10 protein-coding genes are annotated in these 11,585 nt (G+C 65.2%); 5 read left to right on the plus strand and 5 right to left on the minus strand.

What is annotated here, in order from left to right:
- The first annotated feature begins 124 nt into the window (after positions 1-124).
- The 3 genes from SB764_RS12555 to SB764_RS12565 all read left to right on the plus strand — a co-directional run bounded on the left by SB764_RS12555 (position 125) and on the right by SB764_RS12565 (position 3,349).
- Entirely contained in the window at positions 125-508 is a 384-nt protein-coding gene (locus tag SB764_RS12555; RefSeq protein WP_321870267.1) for a metalloregulator ArsR/SmtB family transcription factor, read from the plus strand.
- Entirely contained in the window at positions 505-1,500 is a 996-nt protein-coding gene (locus SB764_RS12560; protein ID WP_321870268.1) for a cation diffusion facilitator family transporter, read from the plus strand. The genes SB764_RS12555 and SB764_RS12560 overlap by 4 nt, the downstream gene beginning before the upstream one ends.
- Before the next feature lie 118 nt (positions 1,501-1,618).
- Complete coding sequence (locus SB764_RS12565; protein WP_110327997.1) at positions 1,619-3,349, plus strand: FAD-dependent monooxygenase; 1,731 nt, start codon at positions 1,619-1,621, stop codon at positions 3,347-3,349.
- A gap of 64 nt (positions 3,350-3,413) precedes the next feature.
- On the opposite strand, the gene SB764_RS12570 is transcribed toward SB764_RS12565, so the two are convergent.
- From SB764_RS12570 to SB764_RS12585, 4 genes are read right to left on the minus strand one after another with little or no spacing between them, the layout of a single operon-like run.
- Complete coding sequence (locus SB764_RS12570; RefSeq protein WP_065058266.1) at positions 3,414-3,656, minus strand: formate dehydrogenase subunit delta; 243 nt, start codon at positions 3,654-3,656, stop codon at positions 3,414-3,416.
- Positions 3,657-3,659: 3 nt separating this feature from the next.
- Positions 3,660-6,605, minus strand: a complete 2,946-nt coding sequence (fdhF, locus tag SB764_RS12575) for a formate dehydrogenase subunit alpha (RefSeq protein ID WP_074983917.1) — start codon at positions 6,603-6,605, stop codon at positions 3,660-3,662.
- A 13-nt stretch (positions 6,606-6,618) separates the two neighbouring features.
- Positions 6,619-8,178 (minus strand): formate dehydrogenase beta subunit, encoded by a 1,560-nt coding sequence (locus SB764_RS12580; RefSeq protein WP_065058268.1) that lies wholly within the window; start codon positions 8,176-8,178, stop codon positions 6,619-6,621.
- Positions 8,175-8,723, minus strand: coding sequence for an NAD(P)H-dependent oxidoreductase subunit E (locus SB764_RS12585; protein WP_065058269.1), 549 nt, complete (start codon positions 8,721-8,723; stop codon positions 8,175-8,177). The genes SB764_RS12580 and SB764_RS12585 overlap by 4 nt, the downstream gene beginning before the upstream one ends.
- 131 nt (positions 8,724-8,854) lie before the next feature.
- On the opposite strand from SB764_RS12585, the gene SB764_RS12590 reads away from it, so the two are divergent.
- Positions 8,855-9,931, plus strand: coding sequence for a substrate-binding domain-containing protein (locus SB764_RS12590; protein WP_065058270.1), 1,077 nt, complete (start codon positions 8,855-8,857; stop codon positions 9,929-9,931).
- A 150-nt stretch (positions 9,932-10,081) separates the two neighbouring features.
- A complete protein-coding gene (locus SB764_RS12595) occupies positions 10,082-10,348 on the plus strand; it encodes a hypothetical protein (RefSeq protein ID WP_074983912.1) in 267 nt (88 codons plus the stop codon).
- Positions 10,349-10,869: 521 nt separating this feature from the next.
- On the opposite strand, the gene SB764_RS12600 is transcribed toward SB764_RS12595, so the two are convergent.
- Entirely contained in the window at positions 10,870-11,340 is a 471-nt protein-coding gene (locus tag SB764_RS12600) for a hypothetical protein (RefSeq protein WP_410863695.1), read from the minus strand.
- Positions 11,341-11,585 lie beyond the last annotated feature (245 nt).

Genomic DNA, 11,585 nt, shown 5'->3' on the forward strand with positions numbered 1-11,585 from the left:
GAAAACGAACCCGTCATTTTCCCACACTCGGAGGAGCCAACCACGAAGTTGAAAGGTCTCGTTGCGGTTTTGTCGCATCGCGCCTAACGTATGAATGAGGGTTCATATGTTTCCGATCCTGACCATGCCGACGCTTTCCCGCAATTTTTCCAGCGAATTTTCCGGCGAATTTTCCGGTGATGTTTCCGTCGACGAGCGCATCGCGCCGCTCGCCGTTCTGTTTCGCCTGCTGGGCGATCCGACGCGCCTGAAGATCGTGCTGGTCTGCGTGGCCGGCCGCCGTGCGGTGGGCGCGATCGCCGATGCGCTGGGGCTCTCGCCGTCGCTCGTCAGCCATCATCTGCGGCTGTTGCGCGCGGCGCGCATCGTGCGGGCGGAGCGCGAGGGCAAGCAGGTGTTCTACGCCGCCGCCGACGCGCATATCGGCGCGATGCTGGCGGGCATACTGGCGCATGTGGCCGAGGCGGCCGAAGTTGCGTCATCCGACGTTCAGGAGCGTGGACGATGAGTTCCGCACGCGAGCGTCCGCACGATCACAACGACCACCACAGCCACGATCATCACGATCACAGCGGCCACGCGCACGGACACCACCACACCCACAACCCCGCACCCGCGGCGGGCCAACATCGCGCATTCGCACTGGCCGTCGCGCTGAACGTCGTGATCGTGGTCGCGCAGACCGTCTACGGGGTGCTCGCGCATTCCACCGCGCTGCTCGCCGACGCGGGCCACAATCTCTCCGACGTGCTCGGCCTGCTGCTCGCCTGGGGCGCTGCCTGGCTCGCTACGCGCGCGCCGTCCGCGCGCTTTACGTTCGGCTTGGGCAGCTCGTCGATTCTCGCGTCGCTCGCCAACGCCGCGCTGCTGCTCGTGGCCTGCGGCGCGATTCTCGCCGAAGCGGTGGGGCGGCTCCTGCATCCGGCCAGCGTCGCGGGCTTCGATGTCTTTGTGGTCGCGACCCTCGGCATCCTCGTCAACGGCTTTTCGGCGTGGCTGTTCATGCGCGGCCGGGCCGACGATCTGAACATTCGCGGCGCCTTCCTGCACATGGCCGCCGACGCCGCCGTATCCGCCGCCGTCGCCGTGAGCGGCCTCGTGATTCTCGCGACGGGCTGGACCCGCGTCGATCCGCTGATGAGCATCGCGGTCGTCTGCGTGATCGTCTACGGCACGTGGGGCCTGCTGCGCGAGTCGGTGCGGCTCGCGCTCGCGGCGGTGCCGCAAGGCGTCGACATCGAGCGTATTCGCGTCTTTCTCGCAGAGCAGCAAGGCGTGACCGACGTACACGACCTGCACGTCTGGGCGCTCTCGACCACCGGCACCGCGCTGACCGCGCATCTCGTCATGCCCGCCGGCCATCCGGGCGACGCCGCGCTCGATGCGATCGTCACGTCGCTCGGCGAGCGCTTTCGCATGACGCACGTGACGCTGCAAGTCGATCTCGGCACCAGCGCGCATCGTTGCTCGCTCGATGGTGCGACGCAGATCCATCGCTGAATCGATGCCAGGCGGCGTCGGATCCGCGCGCCATGCGCGGCAGGGCACGTTGAACCCACGACGGTCATAGGGGTTGCGGGCGTACACTACGACTCATGTTGACCGCATGGAGGTCTGCATGACCGAGGCTTTCTCCCAGCCGTCCGTGCTCATCGTCGGCGCGGGACCCACGGGTCTCGCCGCCGCGCTGAGTCTTGCCCGCGCGCGCATTCCGGTCCGCGTGATCGATCGCGCGCACGAGCCCGGACGTTATTCGCGCGCCATCGGCATTCAGGCGCGCACGCTCGAACTGTTCGAGCAGCATCGCATCGTCGAGCCGTTTCTCGAACGCGGCCATCGCGCGCACGTCGCCAATCTCTATTCGAACGGCCAGCGCCGCGCGCGGCTCGATTTCGATCCGCTGTTCACGCGTTATCCGTATCTGCTGTTCATCGATCAGACCGAGACCGAGCGCATTCTCACCGCGCAGCTCGCGACCTTTGGCGTGCAGGTCGAGCGCGGCGTGCAGCTGATCGAATTCGTGCAGGGCTCGGCGGGCGTGAGCGCCGACGTGCGTCGCGCCGACGGCCGCACCGAGGCGCTGCGCTGCGCGTATCTGATCGCCGCCGACGGCGCGCACAGCACGGTGCGCCATCGGCTGAACATGAAGTTCGATGGCGAGACGCTCGCGCAGTCCTTCCTGCTTGCCGATATCAGTGCGATCACGCCGTGGTCCGACGACGAATTCCATATCTTCGCCTCGGGCGACGGGCTGGCCGCGATCTTGCCGTACGGACACGGCCGCTATCGCCTGATCGCCGATCACAAGGCCATGCTGCCCGCCGCGCCCGAAGGCGCGATGCCGGTGCCGACGCTCGAGGAATGCCGCGCGGTCGTGCAGCATCGCGTGCATCATCCGGTGTCGATCAGCGACATGAGCTGGGCGTCGTACTTTCACGTGAACAGCCGCATGGTGCGGCACTTGCGCATGGAGCGCGTGTTCTTCGCGGGCGACGCGGCGCACGTGCATAGTCCGGCGGGCGCGCAGGGCATGAACACGGGGATTCAGGAGGCCTTCAATCTGGGCTGGAAGCTCGCGCGCGCGCTCGGCGGCGCGCCCGACCGGCTGCTCGACACGTATCACGCGGAACGCTACCCGATCGAGCGCATCGTGCTGCAGCAGACGAGCTTCATGACGCAACTGGTCGAAGCCGATCACGGCCCGCTCAAGCTGCTGCGCGAGCGCGTGATGCCGGCGCTGGTCGCGCTCGGGCCGTTGCGCGACGCGGCGCGTCAGGCCGTCAGCGAGTTGTCGATTCAATACCGGCGCAGTCCGCTCACGCTCGAACGCGTGCTCGACGGCGGGCCGCGCGCGGGCGAGCGTGCGCCCGATGCGCAGGTGCGCGTGGTCGACGGTCCGCTCGGCAAGGCGCCGGAGAAAGGGCGCATTTTCGATCTGCACGATCCGGCGAGCTTCTCGCTGTTTCTGCTCGTCGACGACGACGTGGCGCGCGAAATGGATGCGCTGGCCGAAGGCGCGAGCCTGAGTGCGAGCCCAAGCGCAAGCCCGAACGCGAAGAACGGCGTCGAAGCGTTGCGGCGATTCGCCGAAGCCGTCGAACGCGTGCTGCCGCGCGCGGTGCGCGTCTGGTGGCTCGCCGATCTGCCCGAGGGCGAAGCGCCGCCCGTCGACGGCGGCGCGGCCTCGCTCGGCGATGCGTATGGCCGCACGCGGCCCGCGTTCTATCTCGTGCGCCCCGATGGCTATCTGTGCGCGCGCGGCCGTCCGCATTCGGATCTGAACGGACTGCTGCGTCACTGCGAGACGTGGTTCTCTCCGTCGGCGTCGCCGCATCCGGTGGCGGAGTGAACGTGAAAACGCCGCGCGGCCCGTCGAGGCCGCGCGGCGTCGAGCGTGAATCTGCTTAAGACGGCTAAGCCGCGGCAGGCGCCAGCGCTTCGCGATGCGTCGAGAGCGCCGCGAACACGATCTCGCTGAAGCCCGCGTCTTCCCGCGCGTGAGCGTCGAGCGCCGCGAGCAGCGTGCGGCGCATGCGCGGCTCCCAGAACTTGCGGATGTGCTCGGCAATGCCCAGCAGCGCTTCCTCGCGATCGGGCAAGGAATCGAAGAACATGCCGATCTGGTTCGCCATCTCGATCAGGTGATCTGCTTTCATCGCTTATTTCCCTGAAGTGGTCAGCGGTTCGCGCGAGCGGTGCAATTCGAGCTGCGTCTCGTTGAAGCGCGAGTACTCGCGCTGCCAGTCCGATGGCTGCTGCACGTGGTTGACCTGCACGGCGGTCACCTTGTACTCGGGGCAGTTGGTGGCCCAGTCCGAGGCGTCGGTGGTGATGACGTTCGCGCCCGACTCGGGGAAATGGAACGTCGTGTAGACCACGCCCGGCTGCATGCGCGTGCTGACCTGCGCGCGCAGCACGGTGTGCCCCGCGCGCGATTCGATGCCCACCCAGTCGCCGTCGCGGATACCGCGATCGTCGGCGTCGACGGGATGGATCTCCAGCCGGTCCTCTTCGTGCCAGCGCGAGTTGTCGGTGCGGCGCGTCTGCGCGCCCACGTTGTACTGCGACAGAATGCGGCCCGTCGTGAGCAGCAGCGGGAAGCGCCGCGTGACCTTCTCCGGCGAAGCGATGAACTTCGTGATGACGAACTTGCCTTTGCCGCGCACGAAGGCGTCGATGTGCATGATCGGCGTGCCGTCCGGCGCGTCTTCGTTGCAGGGCCACTGGATGCTGCCCATTTCGTCGAGCCGCGCATACGAGACGCCATGGAAGGTCGGCGTGAGACGCGCGATTTCGTCCATGATCTGCGACGGATGCGTGTAGTCCATCTCGTAGCCGAGCGCGCGCGCGAGCAGGATCGTCGCTTCCCAGTCGGCGTAACCGGCGATCGGCGGCATGACCTTGCGCACGCGCGAGATGCGGCGCTCGGCGTTCGTGAAGGTGCCGTCCTTTTCGAGGAACGACGAACCCGGCAGCAGCACGTGCGCGTACTTCGCCGTTTCGTTCAGGAAGATGTCCTGCACGACGATGCATTCCATCGACGAGAGCGCCGCCGCCACATGCTGCGTGTTCGGATCGGACTGGACGATGTCTTCGCCCTGGCAGTAAAGACCCATGAAGGTGCCGTCGAGCGCCGCTTCGAACATGTTCGGAATGCGCAGGCCCGGCTCGCTTTGCAGCGTGACCTGCCAGGCGTCTTCGAACAGCGCGCGCGTCGTGCTGTCGCCGACGTGGCGATAGCCCGGCAGTTCGTGCGGGAACGAGCCCATGTCGCACGAACCCTGCACGTTGTTCTGGCCGCGCAGCGGGTTCACGCCCACGCCTTCGCGGCCGATGTTGCCCGTAGCCATCGCGAGGTTGGCGATGCCCATCACCATCGTCGAGCCTTGTGCGTGTTCCGTCACGCCGAGGCCGTAATAGATCGCCGAGTTGCCCGGCTGCGCGTAGCGCCGCGCGGCCGCGCGCACGAGCGCAGCGGGCACGCCCGTGACGGCTTCCATCGCTTCCGGCGAATTCTCCGGCAGCGCGACGAAATCGCGCCACTGCTCGAACGCGCGCGTCTCGCAGCGCTCGGCCACGAAGGCTTCGTTCACGAGCCCTTCGGTGACGATCGTGTGGGCGAGGGCGTTGACCATCGCCACGTTGGTGCCGGGGCGCAGTTGCAGATGATGCTCGGCCTTCACGTGCGCGGTATCGACGATATCGATGCGGCGCGGATCGACGACGATCAGCTTCGCGCCCTGACGCACGCGCCGCTTCAGACGCGAGCCGAACACCGGATGGCCGTCGGTCGGATTCGCGCCGATCACCATGATCACGTCCGAGTGATCGACCGACGCGAACGTCTGCGTGCCCGCCGATTCGCCGAGCGTGGTCTTCAGGCCATAGCCCGTGGGCGAGTGGCACACGCGCGCGCAGGTGTCGACGTTGTTGTTGCCGAACGCGGCGCGCACGAGCTTCTGCACGAGATAGGTTTCCTCGTTCGTGCAGCGCGACGAGGTGATGCCGCCGATCGAATCGCGGCCATGCTTGGCCTGGATGCGGCGGAACTCGCTGGCCGCGTAGGCGATCGCTTCTTCCCAGCTCACTTCGCGCCACGGATCGGTGATCTTCGCGCGGATCATCGGCTTCTTGATGCGGTCCTTGTGCGTGGCATAGCCCCACGCGAAACGGCCCTTCACGCAGGCGTGGCCTTCGTTCGCCTGACCGTTCTTGTGCGGCACCATGCGCACGACCTGGTTGCCCTTCATCTCGGCCTTGAACGAGCAGCCGACGCCGCAATACGCGCAGGTCGTGACCACCGAATGTTCGGCCTGGCCGAGCATCACCACGCTCTTTTCCTGCAGCGTCGCGGTCGGGCAGGCGGCGACGCAGGCGCCGCACGACACGCATTCCGAATCCATGAACGCTTCGCCCGCGCCGGCCGCGACGCGCGATTCGAAACCGCGCGCGGCGATGGTCAGCGCGAACGTGCCTTGCGTTTCCTCGCAGGCGCGCACGCAGCGGTTGCAGACGATGCACTTCGACGGATCGTAGGTGAAGTACGGGTTCGATTCGTCCTTCTGGTTCTTCAGGTGATTCGCGCCGTCGAAGCCGTAGCGCACTTCGCGCAGGCCCGTCACGCCCGCCATGTCCTGCAGTTCGCAGTCGCCGTTGGCGGGGCAGGTGAGGCAGTCGAGCGGGTGATCGGAGATGTAGAGCTCCATCACGTTGCGGCGCAGTTTCTGCAGACGGTCGGTTTGCGTGCGCACCTTCATGCCCGCTTCGACGGGTGTCGTGCACGACGCCGGGTAACCGCGCCGCCCTTCGATTTCGACGAGACACAGACGGCACGAGCCAAACGGTTCGAGCGAGTCGGTCGCGCAGAGCTTGGGCACGTTGACGCCGGCTTCGATCGAAGCGCGCATCACCGAGGTGCCTGCCGGAACCGTCACGGACTGACCGTCGATTTCGAGCGTGACGTCGACATCGGCGTGGCGCAGCGGCGTGCCGTAGTCGGTGTCGTCGAAGGGCGAGCGGGCGTTGGCTTTGTTCATTGCCGCGCTTTTGCAGGCGCAATTGCCGGAACCGCAACCACCGGCTTGGGACATGAGCGTGTCGGACATGGTGGTTCCTCGTTCAGGCGGCCGCGTTCGGTTGCGCGACGGGTTCGAGACCGAAATCTTCCGGGAAGTGATTGAGCGCGGAGAGCACGGGGTAGGGCGTCATGCCGCCCATCGCGCAGAGCGAGCCGGACACCATCGTGTCGCACAGATCGCGCAGCAGCGTGACCTGCTTTTCCGATGTGTCGCCGCTACGGATCTTCGCGATCACCTCGACGCCGCGCGTCGAGCCGATGCGGCAGGGCGTGCACTTGCCGCACGATTCGAGCGTGCAGAATTCCATCGCGTACTGCGCGAGACCGGCGAGATTGGACGTATCGTCGTGCACGACGAGACCGCCGTGGCCCACGACCGCGCCGACTGCCGCATACGCTTCGTAGTCCATTGGAATATCCCACTGGCTCTCGGGCAGATAGGTGCCGAGCGGCCCGCCCACCTGCACGGCGCGCGCCGGGCGGCCGCTGGCGGTGCCGCCGCCGTAGTCGACCATCAGTTCGCGCAGCGTCACGCCGAACGCGAGTTCGACGAGGCCGCCGCGCGCGATGTTGCCCGCGAGCTGGAACGGCAGCGTGCCGCGCGAGCGGCCCATGCCGAAGTCCTTGTAGAACGCCGCACCCTTCGCGAAGATGATCGGCACGGTGGCGAGCGTGATGACGTTGTTGATGACCGTCGGCTTGCCGTAGAGACCGGCGAGCGCGGGCAGCGGCGGCTTCGCGCGCACGACGCCGCGCTTGCCTTCGAGCGATTCGAGCAGCGCCGTTTCCTCGCCGCACACATAGGCGCCCGCGCCTTTGGCGACGAACAGATCGAAGCGCTTGCCGCTGCCGAGGACGTTGTCGCCGAGCCAGCCCGCGACGCGCGCGCGGCGGATCGCTTCTTCGAGCGCGGCGATCGAATGCGGATACTCGCTGCGCACGTAGATATGGCCGATCGTCGCGCCCACGGTGAGGCCCGCGATCGTCATGCCTTCGATCAGCACGTAGGGATCGCTTTCCATCACGAGACGGTCGGAGAAGGTGCCCGAGTCGCCTTCGTCGGCATTGCAGACGATGTACTTCTGGTCGGCCTGCGCCTGCGCGACGGTGCGCCACTTGATGCCGGCGGGGAAGGCCGCGCCGCCGCGTCCGCGCAGACCCGATTCGACGAGCGCTTCGCAGGCGTCGGCGCTCGTCATCGTGAGCGCGTTGCGCAGGCCGTCGAGGCCGCCGTGCGCGACGTAGTCGTCGGTCGAGAGCGGGTCGGTGATGCCGATGCGCGCGAAGGTCAGGCGCTGCTGCTTGCGCAGATACGGAATCTGTTCGACGAGGCCCACGCCGCGTGCGTGCTGGCCGCCTTGCACAAAGTTCGCGTCGAACAGCCCGGCGACGTCGTCTTCCTCGACGTTCGCGTAGCCGACGCGGCCATCGGCCGTCGCTACCTCGACGAGCGGTTCGAGATAAAGCAGACCGCGCGAGCCGTTGCGTACGAGTTCAATGTCGATGCCGCGCGCGGCGGCTTCGCGTGCGATGGCCGCGGCGATGTCGTCCGCGCCGAGCGCGAGCGCCGATGAATCGCGGGGAACGTAGATGCGCGTCATGCGGCCTCCTCGGTGCGCACGACGGCGGCCAGCGCCTTCGCGAGCAGTGCGTCGAACTTCTGCGGGCTTACTTTTGCGTGCAACGTGCCGTTAATCATCATGGCGGGCGAGAGCGCGCACTGGCCGAGGCAATAGACCGATTCCAGCGCGACGTCGCCTTCGTGCGCTTCGTGCGCCTGGTGCGCGTGTTCGTCGCCGTGACCGTGCTGCGCGCCGAAGCGGCAACCGGTGCGCGCTTCCACGTGCTGCGCGAGCGCTTCGCTGCCCATGCTGCGGCACGCTTCGGCGCGGCACAGTTGAACCGTGACGGGCGCGGGCGGCGTGGTGCGGAAGTGGTGGTAGTAGGTCAGCACGCCGTGGACTTCGGCGCGTGAGAGATTCAAGGCTTTTGCGAGCGGCGCGACGGTGGCCGGCGGCACGAAGCCGGTCTCGTCCTGGATCGCATGCAGGATCGCAATCAGGTTGCGGCCGGGCTGCGCGTGCCGTTGCACGAGGGCATCGGGTGCGATGGCCTGTGACCCGGCGGTCTGGGTTGTCTCGTCCATTGTGGGGCTCCTCCTGGCACATATATGCACTTGTTATTCATAAAGTGTGCATCTATGCTGGGGTTGTCTCGTTGTATGGACGAACAATAGGCCCGTAGAATGGCGGACGCAATAGGAAGGAAGACTTCATAATGATCAAGGTGGAGTGCCAGGCGCAACTGGTCGTGCGCGACGCGGATGGCCGCGAGGCAAGCCTGACGGACGTTGTACCGCTGCTCGCGCTCGTCGCGGAGGAAGGCAGCATCGCGCAGGCCGCGCAGCGTAAGGGTTTGTCCTATCGCCATGCGTGGGGTTTGTTGCGTGAAGTGGAGGAGCGTCTGGGCGGCGCGCTGATCGCGAAAGCGCGCGGGCGCGGGTCGGTGCTATCGGAACTCGGCGAGGCGGTGCTGCGTTCGCAGCGGCTGTGCGGCGAGCGACTTCAGGGCAATCTGCAGGCGCTCGCGAGCGAAGTGGCGAGCGACCTCAATCGATGGCTCGCGCCCGACGTGCAGGATCTGCGCATCCATGCTTCGCACGGCTACGCGGTGGCCACGCTGGTGACGGCGCTGGTCGGCGATCAGGTGCCGGTGGAGATCAAGTACCGCGACAGCGCCGACGCCATTTCGGCGCTCGCGCGCGGCGAGTGCGATCTGGCGGGCTTCCATCTGCCGCGCGGCGATTTTCGCGAGGCGTGCGCCGACGCGTATCGCAACTGGCTCGACCCGCAGCGTCATGTGCTGATCCATCTCACGCGGCGCAAGCAGGGGTTGTTCGTCGGACGCGGCAACCCGCGTCAGGTGACGGGCCTCGCCGATCTCGCGCGCGGCGATATCCGCTTCGTGAACCGGCAGCCCGGCTCGGGCACGCGCATGCTGATCGATCTGCTGCTGACGCGTATCGGCGTCGATCCGGAGCGTGTGAACGGTTATGCCTCGTCGGAACTCACGCACTCGGCGATTGCGGCCTTCGTCGCGAGCGGCATGGCGGACGTGGGCTTCGGCGTGGAGCCGGCCGCGCATCACTTCGGCCTCGACTTCATTCCGATCGTCGACGAAGACTATTTCTTCGCCTGCGATCGCGGGCAGCTCGAACGCGAGCCGCTCGCCGCGGTGCTCGAGTTGTTGCGCGGCGCGCCGTTCCGGCAGGCGGTGGCGCAGCTCGAAGGCTACGATCCCGACACTTGCGGCGACATCGTGCCGCTCGACGAAGGCTGGGCGGGCGCGCGCTGACGTGTGCCGGCCGAGGCCTCGCCGGCCGCGCGCTGTAATACGACGCAACATGTCCAGCGGGTGGGGCTGCAGAGTGCGGCGCTTTTTGTGATACTTTCAGACCGTATAGGTTCTTCCGTTCCAGATGCGCGTTGAGCGCGCCGATCGACCATGAAATTCCTGCTTAATGTTTGTGCAGCCGCCGCGACCGCGGGTGTGCTGTTCGCCACCGTCAACGTCGCCTTCGCGCAGAACTCGCCGGGCGTGCCGGGCGGCATCCTCGACGACGAGTTCAAGTTCAACGCGCATCCGCAGATGCAGTTCGCGGCATCGGCGCCGGATGCCAAATATCAGCACGGCAAACCGACTTCCGCGCGTAAAAAGGGCGATCTCGGCGATCCGAATGGCTGTAATCTGCAATGCCCGCAGGACAATTGATATTTTTATGACAATTTAGTGAAAGCCGGTGCGATTGAGTTCGATTGAATTCGATTCGCGCCGGTTTTGATTTATCGCAGATTATTGCGATGCAAAAACAAAAAACTCGCGAAGCTTGTAAAAGCTTTCGCGAGTTTTTTATTTGCTGCGCAGAATTTTGGTGCCGGCGGCAATCGCATCTGGCTATCAGGGGCTTTGTGGACGGGGGCTCCATGTTGCGATGCTGCGGAAATACCCCCAAAAATACCCCCAAATTAGGGCGGATTTAATGCCATGTCGCTGGATGCTGTGGGACAGCACAACCGGAAAGGGGCGCGCAGCTGGGTCTGGCAAGCATAGCTGAGCATTGGCTTCGGCGCACGATCGGCTGATCGTCGCCATTGCGACGCCTGATTTTTGCGGTTTTCCAGACTCGACGGCGCGAAGGACGTGCTGCGATCGACGAACATAGTCGGAGGCAGTCTTGCTTGCTGGCCTTGGCAGCCATTCCGCTGGTGTCGAGATCGGTTGCTCTGCAAGTTTTATTCAGCTTGCTTTAGCGCGAGTCGTAGGAGTTCGCGCAGCTTCTCCCCAATCGATGCATTTGCCAACATTTCTCCGATTGCGTCAGCCAATGCGGTTCGGTCGTGACATCTGACGTCCGCCCTATCGTAGACGATCTGACATGGATATCCCTCCTGCGCTCGATCCCATTTCGCCAATTTGACCCAATCCGAGTCGACAGCCTTCGGGTTTCGCCCTGCGATCCACATCTCCATCTCTCGAGGCTCCAACGCATCCAAAGCACTGAAGGCCACCCCAAGAATTAGGTCACCAGGGTTTCTTTTTCTTGGCTTGGGAAAATTTTCTCTGCCGAGTTCTAACTTCCCTTCGGTGGCAGCTAGCAGTTGCTCTTTTGCTTCTTCAAATACCTCATCGATTTCGGTGCGAGCTTGAGCCGCAAGTGCTGCGGCGTCTTGCCCACGCTTAAATGCATCGGCGAAATCGGTCACGATTCACTCCTAAGTTCGACTGTGCCAAGCACAGGAAGATGATCAAAAATCTCACGGCGGCTAAGCAGCTTAGTTCGCAAACTGGTCGGTGCAACAATTCCGCAAAGATTCTCTTTGAGGCTCAGAGACTTTTCCCGCAAGAACGCTGAGGAGAAAATAATCTGGTCGGTAAGCGACTGGGCAACCCATCTTGAAATGCCCTAAAGGTCTTGGGAGTATCGTGTCCACCTAACGAATAAGCGGAC

The organism is Paraburkholderia sp. SIMBA_027 (genome assembly GCF_046535315.1).
Classification (GTDB): Bacteria; Pseudomonadota; Gammaproteobacteria; order Burkholderiales; family Burkholderiaceae; genus Paraburkholderia; species Paraburkholderia tropica.